The 17,503-nt window shown below is 71.7% G+C and carries 16 protein-coding genes; 12 read left to right on the top strand and 4 right to left on the bottom strand.

What is annotated here, in order from left to right:
* Window positions 1-14 precede the first annotated feature (14 nt).
* Complete coding sequence (locus H305_RS0102715; RefSeq protein WP_028799056.1) at window positions 15-233, top strand: hypothetical protein; 219 nt, start codon at window positions 15-17, stop codon at window positions 231-233.
* A gap of 70 nt (window positions 234-303) precedes the next feature.
* Here the strand turns inward: H305_RS0102715 and H305_RS0102710 are convergent, their stop codons facing one another.
* On the bottom strand, window positions 304-1,521 hold the full coding sequence (locus H305_RS0102710) for a threonine aldolase family protein (RefSeq protein ID WP_028799055.1): 1,218 nt from the start codon (window positions 1,519-1,521) through the stop codon (window positions 304-306).
* Between the two features lie 172 nt (window positions 1,522-1,693).
* Here H305_RS0102710 and H305_RS0102705 point away from each other — a divergent pair, with 172 nt between their 5' ends.
* The 10 genes from H305_RS0102705 to H305_RS0102660 all read left to right on the top strand — a co-directional run bounded on the left by H305_RS0102705 (window position 1,694) and on the right by H305_RS0102660 (window position 10,079).
* The gene (locus H305_RS0102705; protein WP_028799054.1) at window positions 1,694-2,641 is read left to right on the top strand and encodes a Rossmann-like and DUF2520 domain-containing protein; all 948 of its coding nucleotides are present in this window, start codon (window positions 1,694-1,696) and stop codon (window positions 2,639-2,641) included.
* Between the two features lie 136 nt (window positions 2,642-2,777).
* Window positions 2,778-3,770 (top strand): pantoate--beta-alanine ligase, encoded by a 993-nt coding sequence (gene panC / locus H305_RS0102700; protein WP_028799053.1) that lies wholly within the window; start codon window positions 2,778-2,780, stop codon window positions 3,768-3,770.
* The gene (locus tag H305_RS0102695; RefSeq protein WP_028799052.1) at window positions 3,767-5,530 is read left to right on the top strand and encodes an L-aspartate oxidase; all 1,764 of its coding nucleotides are present in this window, start codon (window positions 3,767-3,769) and stop codon (window positions 5,528-5,530) included. The genes panC and H305_RS0102695 overlap by 4 nt, the downstream gene beginning before the upstream one ends.
* Before the next feature lie 5 nt (window positions 5,531-5,535).
* Entirely contained in the window at window positions 5,536-6,513 is a 978-nt protein-coding gene (nadC, locus tag H305_RS0102690; protein WP_028799051.1) for a carboxylating nicotinate-nucleotide diphosphorylase, read from the top strand.
* A gap of 8 nt (window positions 6,514-6,521) precedes the next feature.
* Window positions 6,522-7,319: a type III pantothenate kinase gene (locus H305_RS0102685; protein ID WP_028799050.1), complete on the top strand. Its 798-nt coding sequence runs from the start codon at window positions 6,522-6,524 to the stop codon at window positions 7,317-7,319.
* A 192-nt stretch (window positions 7,320-7,511) separates the two neighbouring features.
* Window positions 7,512-8,126 (top strand): hypothetical protein, encoded by a 615-nt coding sequence (locus H305_RS0102680; RefSeq protein ID WP_028799049.1) that lies wholly within the window; start codon window positions 7,512-7,514, stop codon window positions 8,124-8,126.
* A 13-nt stretch (window positions 8,127-8,139) separates the two neighbouring features.
* Window positions 8,140-8,319 carry a hypothetical protein gene (locus H305_RS0102675; protein ID WP_028799048.1) on the top strand — a complete coding sequence of 60 codons (180 nt, stop codon included), beginning with the start codon at window positions 8,140-8,142 and terminating at the stop codon, window positions 8,317-8,319.
* A gap of 211 nt (window positions 8,320-8,530) precedes the next feature.
* Window positions 8,531-8,935, top strand: coding sequence for a BlaI/MecI/CopY family transcriptional regulator (locus H305_RS0102670; protein ID WP_028799047.1), 405 nt, complete (start codon window positions 8,531-8,533; stop codon window positions 8,933-8,935).
* Window positions 8,936-8,944: 9 nt separating this feature from the next.
* On the top strand, window positions 8,945-9,514 hold the full coding sequence (locus tag H305_RS0102665; protein WP_063611244.1) for an amino-acid N-acetyltransferase: 570 nt from the start codon (window positions 8,945-8,947) through the stop codon (window positions 9,512-9,514).
* A gap of 226 nt (window positions 9,515-9,740) precedes the next feature.
* Window positions 9,741-10,079, top strand: coding sequence for a histone-like nucleoid-structuring protein Lsr2 (locus H305_RS0102660; RefSeq protein WP_028799045.1), 339 nt, complete (start codon window positions 9,741-9,743; stop codon window positions 10,077-10,079).
* Here the strand turns inward: H305_RS0102660 and H305_RS0102655 are convergent.
* Window positions 10,058-10,759, bottom strand: a complete 702-nt coding sequence (locus H305_RS0102655; protein ID WP_028799044.1) for an SCO3374 family protein — start codon at window positions 10,757-10,759, stop codon at window positions 10,058-10,060. The two genes, H305_RS0102660 and H305_RS0102655, sit on opposite strands and share 22 nt — an antisense overlap.
* Before the next feature lie 441 nt (window positions 10,760-11,200).
* On the opposite strand from H305_RS0102655, the gene H305_RS0102650 reads away from it, so the two are divergent.
* A complete protein-coding gene (locus H305_RS0102650; RefSeq protein WP_028799043.1) occupies window positions 11,201-13,726 on the top strand; it encodes an ATP-dependent Clp protease ATP-binding subunit in 2,526 nt (841 codons plus the stop codon).
* 104 nt (window positions 13,727-13,830) lie between these two features.
* On the opposite strand, the gene H305_RS44270 is transcribed toward H305_RS0102650, so the two are convergent.
* Both H305_RS44270 and H305_RS0102640 read right to left on the bottom strand, forming a co-directional pair.
* Complete coding sequence (locus tag H305_RS44270) at window positions 13,831-17,145, bottom strand: serine protease (protein ID WP_078628872.1); 3,315 nt, start codon at window positions 17,143-17,145, stop codon at window positions 13,831-13,833.
* Window positions 17,145-17,495 (bottom strand): trypco2 family protein, encoded by a 351-nt coding sequence (locus tag H305_RS0102640; RefSeq protein WP_028799042.1) that lies wholly within the window; start codon window positions 17,493-17,495, stop codon window positions 17,145-17,147. The genes H305_RS44270 and H305_RS0102640 overlap by 1 nt, the downstream gene beginning before the upstream one ends.
* Between the last annotated feature and the right edge of the window lie 8 nt (window positions 17,496-17,503).

Genomic DNA, 17,503 nt, shown 5'->3' with positions numbered 1-17,503 from the left:
AGAGGCGACCGGCCGTGAGCATCACCCAGCAGTACCTTCTCGACACCTACCGGTCCCGGCAGCACGGCGAGCCCGTGCCCCCGGCGCCCGGCCGGCACGACCGGCGGCTCGTGCGCGAGTTGCGCGTCCAGCGGCAGTTCCGGGCCGTACTGGCGGGACACCCGGCCCACGGCCGGATGCGGGAGGCCATGGTCCGTCTGCTGCACGGGCGCCGCCGCCAGGCCGGCTGCTGACCCCGTGCGGGGGCGCGGCTGCGGCGCCGGGAGGGCGGGCGCGCCGGCTCGGCCGCGCCCGCCGTACACGTCAGCGCGGCAGCCGCTCCACGAGGTCCTTCACGACCGACCTGACGTCCTCGGCGGTCCACTCCAGCCCTGCCGCGTCCACCGTGACCTCGGTGGACGCGAGGCCGGGGCCGGCATGCCCCCACCGCTGCCCGAAGAGGCCGGCCCCCGTCTCCTCGACCTGTGCCGTGCCCGCCTCCGTGAGGACGTCGGCGTCGTACGGCAGCCAGACCTGGAACTGGTGGGTGTGGGGCTGCTCGGGGTGCACGCGGGCCCACGCCACCCCGGCCTCCGTGAACCCCTCGCGCAGCGCGGCGGCGACCACGCGCGCGTGCGCCACGTACTCGGGCAGCCGGGGCAGCTCCCGCTCCAGGCCGACGAGCGCGGCCAGGGCCGTCGGGAACTGCTGGAGGACCATGCCGCCGTACCGGTGCCGCCAGGCCTTCGCCTCGTCGACGAGCGTGCGGGGCCCCGCGACCGCCGCCCCGCCCAGGCCGCCGAGGGACTTGTAGAACGACACGTACACGCTGTCCGCGAGGCCCGCGATCTCCTCCAGGGGGCGGCCGAAGTGCGTGGTGCACTCCCACAGCCGGGCGCCGTCGAAGTGGACAACCGCGTCGCGCTCCCGGGCGGCCTCCACCACCTCGGACAGCTCCTCCCAGGACGGCAGCACGAAACCGGCGTCCCTGAGAGGCAGCTCCAGCATCAGCGCCCCGAAGGGCTCGTCGAAGTCCCGTATCTCCGCCGCGGTCGGCAGCCGCTGCCCGTCCGTCACCCGGACCGGACGCAAACCGCTGACCTGGCTGAACGCATGCCGCTCGTGGACTTCCGGATGGCTGAGCGCGTGCACCCCCACCGTGGTGTTCCCGGTGCGGCCCGCCCAGCAGCGCAGCGCGACCTGCTGGGCCATCGTGCCGGTGGGGAAGAAGACCGCGGCTTCCTGGCCGAGCAGGTCCGCGACCCGTTCCTCCAGGGTCTCGACGATGCCGTCGCCGTACATGTCGACCGGCCGGTCGAGGTCGTACACGCCCTCGGCGTTCTCCGCCAGCCATGCCAGACGCTCGCGGACCGTGTCGCGGAAGCTGGGCCGCCACAGCACCCGACGCGCCGCCCGCCACGCGGCCGCCCGCCGCTCCTTCCCCCCGTCCGCCGGCTCCGCGCCGGCCGTCGCTCCCGCCTGCGGGTCCCTGGCCGTCCCGTCCCCGTGCCGTCCCGCCGCCTCTTGCGTCCTGTCACTCATGACCGGATCATCCCGCGGGCCGACCTGACGAAGCACCCCGATTTCGGCACCCGCGTGACCTGCGGAAACCCACAGGCTGTGGACGAGGAAACAGCCGCTCGGACCAATCGCGTTAACATGACGAGAAATCGTCCGGTACCCCGAGCGGACTGGAACGGAAGGCCGCCGTCGAGTGAGTACATCCCCACAGCAAGATCCCAAGGACCGCCCCGCCAGGCTGACCGTCGGTGTCGTCGGGGCCGGCCGGGTCGGCCCCGCGCTCGCCGCGGCGCTGCAGCTCGCCGGGCACCGGCCGGTCGCCGTCTCCGGGGTCTCCGACGCCTCCAGGCGGCGGGCCGCCGAGATGCTGCCCGACGTGCCGCTGGTGTCCCCGGCCCAGGTCCTGGAGCGTGCCGACCTGGTGCTGCTGACCGTCCCCGACGACGCCCTGCCCGGTCTCGCGGAGGGGCTCGCCGAGACCGGAGCCGTGCGGCCCGGCCAGCTGCTCGTCCACACCTCCGGGCGGTACGGCGCGCGCGTGCTGGACCCCGCGCTCCGGGCCGGCGCGCTGCCGCTCGCGCTGCACCCCGCGATGACGTTCACCGGCACCCCCGTGGACGTCCAGCGGCTCGCCGGATGCTCGTTCGGGGTCACCGCGCCCGAGGAACTGCGGCTGGCCGCCGAGGCCCTGGTGATCGAGATGGGCGGCGAGCCCGAGTGGATCGCCGAGGAGTCCCGGCCGCTGTACCACGCGGCCCTCGCGCTCGGCGCCAACCACCTGGTGACGCTGGTGGCCGAGTCCATGGACCTGCTGCGCGCCGCCGGCGTGGAGGCCCCCGACCGGATGCTCGGCCCGCTGCTCGGCGCCGCCCTGGACAACGCGCTCCGCTCGGGCGACGCCGCCCTCACCGGCCCCGTCGCCCGCGGTGACGCCGGCACCGTCGCGGCGCACGTCTTCGAGCTGCGCAGGCACGCCCCGCAGACCGTCGCGGGCTATCTGGCGATGGCCCGCGCCACCGCCGACCGCGCGCTCGCCCACGGACTGCTCAAGCCGGAGCTCGCCGAGGACCTTCTCGGGGTGCTCGCCGACGGGACCGCCGGAACTGCCGGGCCCGGCAGCGCCGAGGGAGACGCCCGATGAGCGGGGTGCGCGACGCTGCGCCCGTCCGGGCCCGGAGCGGGGCCGCGGCCCACGCCCGCCCGGCGGACCCGGCCGCGTCCGGGACCGCAGACGAAGGCCGCCCGACCCCGCGCGTGCCGGAGAACGGAGACGCCCGATGACCACCGTCCTGCTGCGCACCGCCGACGAACTGCACGCACGCCCGCGTGCGGGCCGCCGAGCCGTCGTGATGACCATGGGCGCCCTCCACGAGGGGCACGCCACGCTGGTCCGCGCCGCCCGCGAGATCGCCGGGGACCGGGGCGAAGTGGTCGTCACCGTCTTCGTCAACCCGCTCCAGTTCGGCGCGGGAGAGGACCTCGACCGTTACCCGCGCACCCTGGACGCCGATCTGAAGATCGCCGAACTGGCGGGCGCCGACGTGGTCTTCGCCCCCTCCGCCGACGAGGTCTACCCGGGCGGCGAACCCCAGGTCCGTATCAGCGCGGGCCCCATGGGCGAGCGCCTGGAGGGCTCCTCTCGGCCCGGGCACTTCGACGGCATGCTCACCGTCGTCGCCAAGCTGCTGCACCTCACCCGGCCCGACGTGGCGCTGTACGGGCAGAAGGACGCGCAGCAGCTGGCCCTCATCCGCCGCATGGTCCGGGACCTGAACTTCGGCGTGGAGATCGTCGGTGTGCCCACGGTGCGGGAGGAGGACGGGCTCGCTCTCTCCAGCCGCAACCGCTACCTGTCGGCCGAGGAGCGGCGGACCGCGCTCGCCCTGTCGGGCGCCCTGTTCGCGGGCCGTGACCGGCACGCCGCCCAGGAGGCGCTGCGCGCGCGTGCCCGCGAAGTGCCCGCCACGCGCGCGCGTGCCGAGGCCCTGAGCGCCATAGGCGAGTCCCGCGCCGCCGCCGACGCCCACGCCGTGGCGAAGGCCGTCCCCGGCGGTCCCGCGGGCGTCCGCGCGGCGGCCCGGCTCGTCCTCGACGAGGCGGCCCGTTCGAAGCCGCCGCTGCTTCTCGACTACCTGGCCCTGGTCGACCCCGCCGACTTCACCGAGGTCGGGGACGATTTCACCGGCGAGGCGGTCCTCGCCGTCGCCGCGCGGGTCGGGACGACCCGGCTGATCGACAACATCCCCCTCACCTTCGGAGCCGCCTCGTGACCGGCACAGGCACAGGTACTGGTATACGACTGCACGCGCCCGCCCCCGGCTGGGCCCTCACCGCCGACGTCGTGGTCGTCGGCTCCGGAGTGGCGGGCCTCACCGCGGCCCTGCGCTGCGAGGCGGCGGGGCTGCGGACCGTCGTGGTCACCAAGGCCCGTCTGGACGACGGGTCGACCCGCTGGGCGCAGGGCGGCATCGCCGCGGCCCTCGGCGAGGGCGACACCCCCGAGCAGCACCTCGACGACACGCTGGTGGCGGGCGCGGGCCTGTGCGACGAGGAGGCCGTCCGCATCCTCGTCACCGAGGGCCCCGACGCCGTACGCCGTCTCATCGCGACCGGCGCCCACTTCGACGAGTCCTCCGAGGGCGATCTGGCCCTCACCCGCGAGGGCGGCCACCACCGGCGCCGCATCGCGCACGCGGGCGGCGACGCCACGGGCGCGGAGATCTCCCGCGCCCTGGTCGAGGCGGTCCGCGCGCGTGGTCTGCGCACCGTCGAGAACGCGCTCGTCCTGGACCTCCTCACGGACGCCGACGGCCGCACCGCGGGTGTGACCCTGCACGTGATGGGAGAGGGCCAGCACGACGGCGTGGGAGCCGTGCACGCCCCCGCAGTGGTCCTCGCCACCGGCGGCATGGGGCAGGTCTTCTCGGCGACCACCAACCCGTCCGTGTCCACGGGGGACGGCGTCGCGCTCGCCCTGCGCGCCGGGGCCGAGGTCAGCGACCTCGAGTTCGTGCAGTTCCACCCGACGGTGCTCTTCCTCGGCCCGGACGCGGAGGGCCAGCAGCCGCTGGTCTCCGAAGCGGTGCGCGGCGAGGGGGCCCACCTGGTCGACGCCGACGGCGTGCGCTTCATGGTCGGGCAGCACGAGCTCGCCGAGCTGGCGCCCCGGGACATCGTCGCCAAGGGCATCATGCGCCGCATGCAGGAGCGGGACGCCGAGCACATGTTCCTCGACGCCCGGCACTTCGGCGCCGAGATGTGGGAGCACCGCTTCCCGACGATCCTCGCCGCCTGCCGGGCCCACGGCATCGACCCCGTCCACGAGCCGATCCCGATCGCCCCGGCCGCCCACTACGCCTCCGGCGGAGTCCGCACCGACTCGCGGGGCCGCACCACGGTCCCGGGTCTGTACGCGTGCGGAGAGGTCGCCTGCACCGGCGTCCACGGCGCCAACCGGCTCGCCTCCAACTCGCTCCTGGAAGGCCTGGTCTACGCCGAGCGGATCGCCGCCGACATCACGGGCAGCCACGCGGAGAACGGCCTGCACGCGCGCGTGCCCCAGCCGGTCCCGCACCCGGAGAAGCCGGCGCAGCCGCTGCTGGCTCCCGAGGCCCGCTTCGCGATCCAGCGGATCATGGCGGAGGGAGCGGGCGTACTGCGCTCCGCAGGGTCCCTCGCCACCGCCGCCGACCAGCTCCAGCGGATGCACACCGACGCGCGCGACGCCCTCGACGAGAACGGCAAGACCTCCGAGCCCGGCGTCGACACCTGGGAGGCCACCAACCTCCTGTGCGTGGCACAGGTCCTGGTCGCCGCCGCCCGGCTGCGCGAGGAGACCCGCGGCTGCCACTGGCGGGAGGACCACGCCGACCGGGACGACGCACGGTGGCGCCGTCACATCGTCGTACGGCTGAATCCCGACCGGACGCTCGCGGCGCACACCACCGACACAGCAGACTTCCCCCCGACCCTCCCAGGGGGGACCCCCGAGCCCCAGCCGGCGCTTCGGCATCGTTCTCAGGAGCAGTGACAGCAGTGAGCACCCCCGACCTTCCCCTCGCCCAGAGCGGCGGCTGCGGCGACGGCTGCGGCTGCGGCGCCGAATCGGACGACGCGTACCTGGAGTGCGGGCTCGACCCCGCGCTCGCCCAGCTCCTCGCCGACGCCGGACTCGACCCCCTGGAGGTCGAGGACGTCGCGAACGTCGCCATCCAGGAGGACCTCGACCACGGCGTGGACGTGACGACCGTCGCGACCATCCCCGAGGACGCCGTCTCCACCGCCGACTTCACCGCCCGGGACGCGGGCGTCGTCGCCGGCCTGCGGGTGGCCGAGGCGGTCATCTCCGTGGTCTGCACCGACGAGTTCGAGGTCGAGCGGCACGTGGAGGACGGCGAGCGCGTCGAGGCCGGCCAGAAGCTGCTGAGCGTCACCACCCGCACCCGTGACCTGCTCACGGCCGAGCGCAGCGCGCTGAACCTCCTGTGCCGCCTCTCCGGCATCGCGACGGCCACGCGCGCGTGGGCGGACGCCCTGGAGGGCACGGGCACCCGGGTCCGCGACACCCGCAAGACGACGCCGGGTCTGCGTTCCCTGGAGAAGTTCGCCGTGCGCTGCGGCGGCGGCGTCAACCACCGCATGTCCCTCTCGGACGCCGCGCTGGTCAAGGACAACCACGTGGTCGCCGCGGGCGGTGTGGCACAGGCCTTCGAGGCCGTGCGGGAGGCCTTCCCCGAGGTCCCGATCGAGGTCGAGGTCGACACGCTGCACCAGCTGCGCGAGGTCGTGGACGCGGGTGCCGACCTCATCCTTCTGGACAACTTCACGCCGGTCGAGTGCGAGGAGGCGGTGGCCATCGTCGACGGCCGGGCGCTGCTGGAGGCCTCCGGGCGGCTCACCCTCGACAACGCCGCGACGTACGCGAAGACGGGCGTCGACTTCCTCGCGGTGGGCGCGCTGACCCACTCCTCCCCGATCCTGGACATCGGCCTCGACCTGCGAGCGGCGGAGTAACCGGGACCATGCTGCTGACCATCGACGTGGGCAACACCCACACCGTCCTCGGCCTCTTCGACGGCGAGGAGATCGTCGAGCACTGGCGAATCTCCACCGACTCGCGCCGCACCGCGGACGAGCTCGCCGTGCTCCTCCAGGGCCTCATGGGCATGCACCCGCTGCTCGGCGAGGAGCTCGGCGACGGGATCGACGGCATCGCGATCTGCGCCACGGTCCCGTCCGTGCTGCACGAACTGCGCGAGGTGACCCGCCGCTACTACGGCGACGTGCCGGCCGTCCTGGTCGAGCCGGGCGTGAAGACCGGCGTGCCGATCCTCACGGACAACCCCAAGGAGGTCGGCGCCGACCGCATCATCAACGCCGTCGCGGCCGTCGAGCTGTACGGCGGGCCCGCGATCGTCGTCGACTTCGGCACGGCGACGACGTTCGACGCGGTCAGCGCCCGCGGCGAGTACGTCGGCGGTGTCATCGCGCCCGGCATCGAGATCTCCGTCGACGCGCTCGGGGTCAAGGGCGCGCAGCTGCGGAAGATCGAGGTGGCCCGGCCGCGGGCGGTGATCGGCAAGAACACCGTCGAGGCCATGCAGTCCGGGATCATCTACGGCTTCGCCGGGCAGGTCGACGGGGTCGTCAACCGGATGGCCCGCGAGCTGGCCGACGACCCCGACGACGTCACCGTCATCGCCACGGGCGGGCTGGCCCCCATGGTGCTCGGCGAGTCCTCGGTCATCGACGAGCACGAGCCGTGGCTGACGCTCATCGGGCTGCGCCTGGTGTACGAGCGGAACGTGTCGCGCACCTGAGGGGCCTCGCGGCTCCGGCAGCGCCCCGCACCGTCCCGATCCGTGGGCGGCAGCCCCGTGTCCGTGGGCTGCCGCCCACGGCCGTTCGGCGCCGGACGGGGCGGACGCGCCGCGATATGCCCGCTATGCAGATTTTGTCTGATTAGCGCGTATCGTCGGCGCATGCCCACGCCATACGGATCCCACGGCGGCATGGCGTTCGGTGCGGAGGAGCTGCGTGTGCTCCGCCGCGCTCTCGCCCTCGCCCTGCAGCCCAGCCCCGCCTCGGCCGAGGACGTCCAGGACTGTCTCCGCCTAGCCGAGTCCGTCGACGAGGCCGCCCGCGAAGGGGCCAGGCTCCGGGCCTTCCTGCTGGCCGACCTAGGCCGCTACCGGGCCGCACTGCCGGGCTCGGTCGCCGGGTACCTCGCCCTCCTGGAGGAGGTGCTCGTGGCCGGCTACCGGCCCGTCCCCGACGACCTCGCGGCGCTGCGGGCGCTGCGCGGCAACCCCGCGGCGGCCGCCCTCCTGGACCGCTGCCGGGCTCTCGCCGAACAGGACGTGCGCACCCGCCTGGCGGGCCGCGCCGCCCCGGTGGTCCCGCACTCACGCACCCGTCTGCTGGCGCTACCCGGCGGCCGGGCGGCCGACGAGCCCGCGAAGAAGCCGGCGGAGCGGCCCGCCGCCGCGCCGAAGCCGCAGTCCCCGCCCCCGGACAGGTCGCCGCGACCGGACAGGCCCATCCCCACCCCGGGCGAGGTCTTCCCCCCGAGGCGCAAGCCCACGCCGCCACCGGCGAACCCGCCGCAGCAGCTCGCGGCGGGCTAGCTACTCTGGAGGCATGGACTACGTCTCCGCGCTCGTGCCCCCGGTAGTGATGGCCGTGTTCTTCATCGGGCTGATCGTGACGATCGTGAAGACCCAGGGCGGGGCCAACAAGGCCAAGGAGGACGCCGTCGTCGACGCCGCCCTCGCCCGCGCGGAGGGCGTCCCCCGGCCCGCGAAGGACGCCGGGGCCTGACCCGCCCGGCGCGGTTCCGGGCGGGCCCGTACCCGCCCGCAGCACGTCCCACCTGCCCCTCCCGGCATCCTGCGGCCCGTTCCCGACCCTTCGACGGGACGCCAGGGCGTACGACTCATACGTTTTTCGAGTCGTACGCCCTTTTTGTCGCCCATCTCCCACTATTGTGCTGAGCGTGCCTCGCCCATTGGGAGAACTCGAAGACGCGGTCATGACGCGGGTGTGGAAGTGGAACCGCCCGGTGACCGTTCGGGAAGTCCTGGAAGACCTTCAACAGGAACGGTCCATCGCGTACACGACGGTGATGACCGTTTTGGACAATCTCCATCAGAAGGGCTGGGTGCGCCGCGAGGCGGAGGGCCGGGCCTATCGATATGAGGCGGTCTCCACCCGAGCCGCCTACGCGGCCGCACTGATGAACGACGCGTGGTCGCAGAGCGACAACCCGGCGGCCGCTCTCGTCGCCTTCTTCGGCATGATGTCGGCGGAACAGCGCGAAGCCCTGCGGGACGCCGTGCGTATGGTCCAGGGGCCGGAAACCCGCGCGGGGCAGAACCCGCCGGAGGGTCGTGCGGGCGAGCGCCCTGCCGCCCCCGAGGGCGAGGACGGGCGATAGCGTCCGTTCATGCCAGCAGAGCATCCCGCAGAGCATCAGGCAGGGGTTTCGGCACAGCGTCCGGAAGCCGCGGCAAAAGCCGTCACCGTCCGACGGGCCAGGACCAGCGATGTCACGGCCGTACGACGCCTCCTGGACCAGAACGTCCGGCGCCGCATCCTGCTCGACAAAGCGACCGTGACGCTTTACGAGGACATCCAGGAGTTCTGGGTCGCGGAACGCGACGACAACGCCGAGGTGGTCGGCTGCGGTGCGCTGCACGTCATGTGGGAAGACCTCGCGGAAGTCCGCACTCTCGCGGTGAACCCGGCGGTCAAGGGTCTCGGGGTCGGACATCACTTGCTGGAGAAGTTGCTGCAGACCGCGCGCTGGCTCGGCGTTCGACGCGTTTTCTGTCTGACCTTCGAAGTCGACTTCTTCGCGAAGCACGGCTTCGTGGAGATCGGGGAGACACCCGTCGACACCGATGTGTACGCGGAGCTCCTTCGCTCCTATGACGAGGGCGTCGCCGAGTTCCTCGGTCTCGAACGAGTGAAACCGAACACCTTGGGCAACAGCCGGATGCTTCTGCATCTGTGATCGCCCGCCGGTATTCCGGCGGAGTGCACTGCCCAGGTTCCCTATGTCCGAAACGCGCACCTTTCCGGGCCGTCGGACCGCAGTGGGTCTCCTCCAGGGGTTTGTGTTTTTCCAGCAAAAGCGGTTTGCTTTCCGACGTACTGCAGTACTGCATATAACAGGGGACGGCGAAACGGGTGGACGCCGCAGACCCCCGGCCCTGAAGTTTTCGATGAAAGGAAATCCGGTGGCACAGAAGGTTCAGGTCCTTCTTGTCGACGACCTCGACGGTGGCGAGGCGGACGAGACCGTGACGTTCGCGCTGGACGGCAAGACGTACGAAATCGATCTCACGACCGCCAATGCGGACAAGCTCCGTGGCCTTCTCGACCCCTACGTGAAGGGTGGCCGTCGCACCGGAGGCCGCGCTTCTGGAGGCCGCGGAAAGGCCCGCGTCGCTTCCGGTGGTGGCAGCCAGGACACCGCGCAGATCCGCGCTTGGGCGAAGGAGAACGGCTACGAGGTCAACGACCGTGGCCGAGTTCCCGCGTCCATTCGCGAGGCCTACGAGAAGGCCAACGGCTGAGCGCACGCGCGCCGCAGCCTCACGCGATGGCAGTGTGTCGCCATCGTGTCCACGAGTCGTACGAGATCGGGGGCGCCCCCACCGCCCCCTCCGACCGCTCGGCCGCCCAGGGCCGACAGCGTCGGCAGGGTCGGCTCGACCTCGCAGCCGGGCTCCGGGGGCCGCAGCCAGACGGCGGCCCTTCGTGGGCCCAGGCGTGTTCTCGCCCCCGGCGCGGGCCGTGCGGCGGCCCCGGCCGTCCGCTCCTCCTCCGGCGCCGCGGGCACTCCGGTGCCGTGCCCCGGCGGCGGCCCGGCCGTGCGGCCGGCGGGCGGCCCGTCGGCGCCCCATGGAGGCGTCGGGGCCTCGATGCTCCCGCCCACACCGATGGCCGTCAGGTCCAGCGGTAGATCCCCCCACTCCAGCCAGTCGAGCAGGCCGGGCAGCTCGTCCGCGCTGCCCGCGGCCACCAGGAGCAGCATCCGGCCGCCGCGCAGGGCCACCGGAGACGCGGGACCCAGATGCCGCAGCGCCGCGTACCCCGCCTCCGCCGGGACCTCCAGGACGTCGAACCGCAGCCCGGTGACGAGCCGCAGCGGTGGGCCGGGCACTGCCGTCCACCCCAGTTCGTTCTCGTACCAGTGCCGCACCGGATCGTCCGGGCCGAGCGGCCGGCGAGGGAGAGGGGCGGTGGGGTCCATGCCAGGAGCAACCGCCGGAAGCCGCCTGAGGTTACGCTGTGTATTCCCGTGAATGCGCAGAGTGCCGGTTCAGGGGGCGCGCGAGGCCGGTCGGCGGCGCAAGGATGTTCGCCCATAGCGGAGGGAACCGGTGCGCGCGGCATGGAGTGTCGGTGCGTGCGGGTAAGACATCCCTAGTGGGAGGGGCGACACGTATGGCTCGGGCACCTCACGTTCGCCATCGGCGTACAGCTGGAGAGGGTATCTGCCTGGCCTGCGGGAACATCGTCTCGCACCATCGGGTTGGAGCATATGTCGGCGTTCGGGGTCAGGAGGCAGTGCTGGTTCTCGGTCCGGTGTCGGCAGTTGGAATGAGCGGTCCCCGCTTGCGGGACTAAGCTGCGGAAGGACAGGGAGGGGAGCGTCCCCTTACTGCCTGACCGCTCTGAGGAGCGATTAACGATGTTCGAGAGGTTCACCGACCGCGCGCGGCGGGTTGTCGTCCTGGCTCAGGAAGAAGCCCGGATGCTCAACCACAACTACATCGGCACCGAGCACATCCTCCTGGGCCTGATCCACGAGGGTGAAGGTGTCGCCGCAAAGGCCCTGGAGAGCCTCGGCATTTCGCTTGAGGCGGTCCGCCAGCAGGTGGAGGAGATCATCGGCCAGGGCCAGCAGGCTCCGTCCGGGCACATCCCCTTCACCCCCCGTGCCAAGAAGGTCCTGGAGCTGTCGCTCCGCGAGGCTCTTCAGCTGGGCCACAACTACATCGGCACGGAGCACATCCTGCTCGGCCTGATCCGTGAGGGCGAGGGCGTCGCCGCCCAGGTCCTGGTCAAGCTGGGCGCAGACCTCAACCGGGTGCGGCAGCAGGTCATCCAGCTGCTCTCCGGATACCAGGGCAAGGAGACCGCCGCGGCCGGCGGTCCTGCCGAGGGCACCCCCTCCACGTCCCTGGTCCTCGACCAGTTCGGCCGGAACCTCACCCAGGCCGCTCGTGAGTCCAAGCTCGACCCCGTCATCGGGCGCGAGAAGGAGATCGAGCGGGTCATGCAGGTGCTGTCCCGCCGCACCAAGAACAACCCGGTCCTCATCGGTGAGCCCGGCGTCGGCAAGACCGCCGTCGTCGAGGGCCTCGCCCAGGCCATCGTCAAGGGCGAGGTGCCCGAGACCCTCAAGGACAAGCACCTCTACACCCTGGACCTCGGTGCGCTGGTCGCCGGCTCCCGCTACCGCGGTGACTTCGAGGAGCGCCTGAAGAAGGTGCTCAAGGAGATCCGCACCCGCGGCGACATCATCCTGTTCATCGACGAGCTCCACACGCTGGTCGGTGCGGGTGCCGCCGAGGGCGCCATCGACGCCGCTTCGATCCTGAAGCCGATGCTGGCGCGCGGTGAACTCCAGACCATCGGTGCGACCACGCTCGACGAGTACCGCAAGCACCTGGAGAAGGACGCGGCCCTTGAGCGCCGCTTCCAGCCCATCCAGGTCGCGGAGCCGTCCCTGCCGCACACCATCGAGATCCTCAAGGGTCTGCGCGACCGGTACGAGGCGCACCACCGCGTCTCCATCACCGACGAGGCACTGGTGCAGGCCGCCACCCTGGCCGACCGGTACATCTCGGACCGCTTCCTGCCGGACAAGGCGATCGACCTGATCGACGAGGCCGGTTCCCGGATGCGCATCCGCCGGATGACCGCGCCGCCGGACCTCCGCGAGTTCGACGAGAAGATCGCCGGCGTCCGCCGCGACAAGGAGTCCGCGATCGACTCGCAGGACTTCGAGAAGGCCGCGTCCCTGCGCGACAAGGAGAAGCAGCTCCTGGCCGCCAAGGCCAAGCGGGAGAAGGAGTGGAAGGCCGGCGACATGGACGTCGTCGCCGAGGTCGACGGCGAGCTGATCGCCGAGGTCCTCGCGACCGCCACCGGCATCCCGGTCTTCAAGCTGACCGAGGAGGAGTCCTCGCGTCTGCTCCGCATGGAGGACGAGCTCCACAAGCGGGTCATCGGGCAGAAGGACGCCATCAAGGCGCTCTCGCAGGCGATCCGTCGTACGCGAGCGGGTCTGAAGGACCCGAAGCGTCCCGGCGGTTCGTTCATCTTCGCGGGCCCGTCGGGTGTCGGTAAGACCGAGCTGTCGAAGACCCTCGCCGAGTTCCTCTTCGGTGACGAGGACGCGCTGATCTCCCTCGACATGTCGGAGTTCAGCGAGAAGCACACGGTGTCGCGTCTCTTCGGTTCGCCCCCCGGATACGTGGGCTACGAAGAGGGCGGCCAGCTGACCGAGAAGGTCCGTCGCAAGCCGTTCTCCGTCGTCCTGTTCGACGAGGTGGAGAAGGCCCACCCGGACATCTTCAACTCGCTGCTGCAGATCCTGGAGGACGGTCGGCTGACCGACTCCCAGGGCCGGGTCGTGGACTTCAAGAACACGGTCATCATCATGACGACCAACCTCGGCACCCGGGACATCTCCAAGGGCTTCAACCTCGGCTTCGCGGCCGCGGGTGACGTCAAGACCGGCTACGAGCGCATGAAGGCCAAGGTCAACGACGAGCTGAAGCAGCACTTCCGCCCGGAGTTCCTGAACCGTGTCGACGACACGGTGGTCTTCCACCAGCTCACCGAGGAAGACATCATCCAGATCGTCGACCTCATGATCGCCAAGGTGGACGAGCGGCTGAAGGACCGGGACATGGGCATCGAGCTCAGCCCGACCGCCAAGTCGCTCCTCGCGAAGAAGGGGTACGACCCCGTCCTGGGCGCCCGGCCGCTGCGCCGGACCATCCAGCGCGAGATCGAGGACATCCTCTCCGAGAAGATCCTCTTCGGGGAGCTGCGTCCCGGCCACATCGTGGTCGTCGACACGGAGGGCGAGGGCGACGCCAAGGCCTTCACCTTCCGGGGCGAGGAGAAGTCCGCGCTCCCCGACGTCCCGCCGATCGAGCAGGCGGCCGGCGGCGCCGGACCGAACCTGAGCAAGGACGCGTGACACCGCGCCCGCGCAAAGCATGACAGGGGCGCCCGACCGGGCGTCACGAGGTGGCCCCCCGGAACCACGGTTCCGGGGGGCCACCTTTTCGTGCGGCAAGGGCCCTAGAACTCTCCGGGCCTCAGCACACGCCCATTGGCCTCGATCACCAGCCCGGGGTGGTGGCCCAGCGGGGACAGGTCGAGCGGGGCGTTCCGCGGGTAGTGGAGGGTGAGGCGGACGAGCGAGGGAAATACCCGGGCGAGATCCGCCGCGGAACCGCCGCGGCCCACCGATCTCAGCGTCAGACTTCGAATTCCGGGCAAGGGGTCGAGTTCGCGCGGTTTGCGGGGAAGCAACTCAAGACCTTCGATACTGGGCGGCTCGATCTGCCGCGGCAGGTACAGAGAAGGCAGCGAGAAGTCCAGGCTGTGCAGTGAAGGAGCCCTCGAAACCGCGAGGAGCAGTGAGTGCGCGTCGCAGTCGCCCTGCACGACGAGTTCCTCCAGCAAAGGCCACTGACCGAGTTCGTTGATCACTATCGGTATCTGACTGGCGACGCGCAGATTCCGTACGTTCGGATGCCCGGCGGGCAGAGGGATATCGCTGTCGAGAAGACTTCCCACCAAAGACAGGGACGTGAGCCGGTCGAGGCGCTGAAGGGAAGCCAGATCCGCCTTCCGCACTTCGTGGAGTTCCAGCCCCAGCGAGGTGAGTGCCAGTCCTTCGAGCGCGGACAGGTCCCGTACCCGCGGGCAGCCGGTGAGCCGCAGGGAAGTGAGCCCGGACAACTGCCGCGCGAAGGAGAGGGAGACCAGGCGTGGATTGTCGACCACTTCGATTTCACGGATGCCCTCGTGCGGCAGGAACGCGCGGAGTTCTCCGTCGTCGAGCGGTGTGTCCACGACCAGCCGGCCGATGGGCCCGCAGTGACGCAGCGCCGCCGTCATGCCGTCGTCGACGACGATGACCCGGTCGTCCGCCAGGTCCATGTGGGCGAGGACCTCACGGGCGTAGTCGTCCGCCGGATAGCGCGGCCACGCCGTGGTGAGGACGCCGCGGACCTGCGGGGAGGGGTGTGGGGCGAACCGCCGCAGCAGGGGCAGCGACGCGGGACCCCCGATGTCGCGGACCAACTGCACCACCGTTTCGGCCTCTTCGGCGCTCAGTTCCTCGGGGCCGGGGACGAGCGGCAGTACGTACGCGCCGAGGGACGTCAGCTTGGCGGCCAGGGTGGCGTCGGCCGGCGGGATCAGCGCCCGGATGCGGTCGGCGATCTGTTCGCGTACCTCCTCGTCCAGCACCACCGCGCTGATCGCGCACCGGGCCGCCAGGACGTGGATGTCGCCGCGGGCCCTGCCCTCCTCGGCCTGGTCGCCCCGTTCCACCAACCCCTCGACCAAGCGTCGGACTTCACCGCGACGACAGTGGCCGACGGCCAGCAGGACGATGTCCTGCCACTGTTCGTCGGCCGCGTGCTGCAGCAGCTCGCCCAGGCCGTCGCTCTCCTGGAGCTCCTTCGCAGCGAGGTAGTCCTGGAAGGTGCGGTGGATGAACTGGACGACCTTCTCGTTGCGTTCCTGAAGGAGGCCGCTGCGGTTGAGCAGGTGGACGAGTACGTCCTGCGGGGTGCCCTGGTCGCGGACCTGGGGCATGCCGCGCATCGCGAGTTCGATCTGCCATGCCGCCTGGCCGTGGGTGAACTCGACGTGCCCGCTGCGCGCGAGCCACGCCGCGATGGTCTGGAGGAGCTGCTGGTGCTCCTCGACGCCCAGGCTGATGCCCTCCGGCGCACCGACCCTGCGCAGGGTGTCCCGGCCGCCGAGGAGCATGGTCAGGGCGGCGTTGTAGAGGGACCAGCGGGATTCGGGCAGGAACCCCCTGCGGCGGCGGTGCAGCGCGCAGACGACGCCGGCCAGCAGCGGGGTACGGGCCAGTGAGCGCAGCGTCGTGTTGTGCCGCAACTCCCGTTCCAGGGCCTGTTCCAGGGCGCGCAGGTTCTCGTCCTCGGCGGCGGCCCGGTGGGCGTCGCGGAAGCCCGCGCATTCGAGGCGGGCCGCGTTGTGCCAGGCCTTGGAGAAGGCCAGGATGTCGTCGTCCCGCATGGGCAGCAGGCGGAGTTCCTCGAAGTGCTCCGAGGCCAGCCAGTCGCTGGCGACGGCGAGGGGCCGCACGGTGACCAGGCAGCGGTTGTGCGGGTACATGCCCAGCAGGTCGGTGAGACGGCGCCGTGCCGCGTCCCGCTCGGCCGGCGGCACCTCGTCGATGCCGTCGACCAGGATGAGGGCCCGGCCGGCCTCCAGCACGCGGCGCGCCCATCCCTCGGGGACGCCGTCGAGGGGGAGTTCGGCGACCGAGGGAAGCTGCTGGGGCGAGGGGAAGGCCATGCCGAGGGTGGGCAGGCTGCGCATGGGGACGACGAAGGGCACCAGGTCGTTCAGTTCGGCGAGTTCGTGGCCGAGTGCCCCGCAGGCCGCGTGGGAGGCGAGCCACCACACCAGGGTGGTCTTGCCGGCTCCGGCCTCGCCGCGCAGCAGGGTCTTCGGGCGGTCGGCGAGCAGGTCGTTCACCCGGCGCGGCACGGCGACGGAGTCCTGTGCGAGTGCGGGACCGGAAGGGCGTGCGGTGGGGACGGCCTCCAGGCTCAGATACGCGGTGTCGAGGTCCCAGGTGGTCTCGGTGGTGCCGAGTTCGTCGATCCCGAAGATCTCGATCTTTCGGTAGCGGGTCCGCAGCGCGCGTGCGTAGTGCCGCTCGAACTCCTCGTCCCGGAGGTGGAATCCCGAGACCGGCTCCAGGACGGGCGGCACATGGCCGGGTTCGGCGCCCATCACATGGCGCGGGAAGTCCGGCGCCTCCAGGATGCGTGACACGGGTACGGCCTCGACGCGACGGTGGTCCCGGCCGTCCGGGACCTCCGTCACCACGCCGATGAGGACGGCCCCGGCGAACACGGGCGCCCCGGACAGTCCGGCAAGCGGTGACTCCCCGCGCCGGGGCGGCGCGACCGGTGGCCTGTCGAACTCGCACACCAGCGTCGACCTGATCCGCCCCGCCATGGGGAGCACGGTCCCGGTCAGCTGGTCGGACTCCAGGTGCTGTTCGGGCCCGTACCGTCCCACGGCGGGGAAGCCGACGGTCTGGCAGCCGGGCAGCGGGTCCGTGGTGTCGAGGACACCCCAGCGCAGCCGGGCGAGCGCCCACTTCTCCGGGGCGACCAGTTCCTCCCCGGTGAGCAGCAGCGCGACGTCGCTCTCCTCGTCCCGCCAGATCGTCCGGCCCGGGATCGGCCGCTCACTGTCCGGATGGACCGTGCGGATCCATTCCTTGTCGCGCAGGACGTGTGCGCTGGTCAGCACGAGGCGCGGGGACAGCATCACGCCGCTGCCCTGCGAGCCCGCCAGGACCACCACGGTCCGTTCGGCCGCCGAGCGCAGCATCACGGGGCCGTGGAGGAGCCGCGGCCGAAGGCGGCGACACTTCCCTCGGTCTCGTTGCTCACCTTCAGCGGCGCGCCGGTCCGGGCGTCCTGGGCCCGCAGGGTGAAGGACACCTTGTGCGTACGGCTGCCGGCGCGGGTGCCGTCGATGTTCGCGTCCACCACCCAGGCGCGTACCTTGGCGCCGGCCTTCAACTCCTTGCGCAGCTCGACGGTGAACTCCATCTGGATGTCGCCCAGTTCGAAGACGATGTCCTGTCCGGCCGCGTTGCGCGACGCGAGCAGCAGCTCGTCGCGGATGCTCCGCACGGCGTCGGACAGTCCGATGCGCGTCTCGTCGGGGTTGCTCATGGTCTCCC

Source organism: Streptomyces sp. 142MFCol3.1 (assembly GCF_000424945.1).
Lineage (GTDB): Bacteria > Actinomycetota > Actinomycetes > Streptomycetales > Streptomycetaceae > Streptomyces > Streptomyces siamensis.
Note: the sequence above shows the minus strand (reverse complement) of the source record. Positions and strands in the feature narration are given on the sequence as shown.

What these genes read in the sequence shown, in the direction of transcription:
- H305_RS0102675 (WP_028799048.1), top strand. Translation starts at nt 8,140, where the DNA reads ATGGACTACGTCTCCGCGCTCGTGCCCCCGGTAGTGATGGCCGTGTTC.
- H305_RS0102640 (WP_028799042.1), bottom strand. Translation starts at nt 17,495, where the DNA reads ATGAGCAACCCCGACGAGACGCGCATCGGACTGTCCGACGCCGTGCGG.
- H305_RS0102650 (WP_028799043.1), top strand. Translation starts at nt 11,201, where the DNA reads ATGTTCGAGAGGTTCACCGACCGCGCGCGGCGGGTTGTCGTCCTGGCT.
- H305_RS0102710 (WP_028799055.1), bottom strand. Translation starts at nt 1,521, where the DNA reads ATGAGTGACAGGACGCAAGAGGCGGCGGGACGGCACGGGGACGGGACG.
- H305_RS0102685 (WP_028799050.1), top strand. Translation starts at nt 6,522, where the DNA reads ATGCTGCTGACCATCGACGTGGGCAACACCCACACCGTCCTCGGCCTC.
- H305_RS0102655 (WP_028799044.1), bottom strand. Translation starts at nt 10,759, where the DNA reads ATGGACCCCACCGCCCCTCTCCCTCGCCGGCCGCTCGGCCCGGACGAT.
- H305_RS0102665 (WP_063611244.1), top strand. Translation starts at nt 8,945, where the DNA reads ATGCCAGCAGAGCATCCCGCAGAGCATCAGGCAGGGGTTTCGGCACAG.
- H305_RS0102670 (WP_028799047.1), top strand. Translation starts at nt 8,531, where the DNA reads ATGACGCGGGTGTGGAAGTGGAACCGCCCGGTGACCGTTCGGGAAGTC.
- H305_RS44270 (WP_078628872.1), bottom strand. Translation starts at nt 17,145, where the DNA reads ATGCTGCGCTCGGCGGCCGAACGGACCGTGGTGGTCCTGGCGGGCTCG.
- panC (WP_028799053.1), top strand. Translation starts at nt 2,778, where the DNA reads ATGACCACCGTCCTGCTGCGCACCGCCGACGAACTGCACGCACGCCCG.
- H305_RS0102680 (WP_028799049.1), top strand. Translation starts at nt 7,512, where the DNA reads ATGGCGTTCGGTGCGGAGGAGCTGCGTGTGCTCCGCCGCGCTCTCGCC.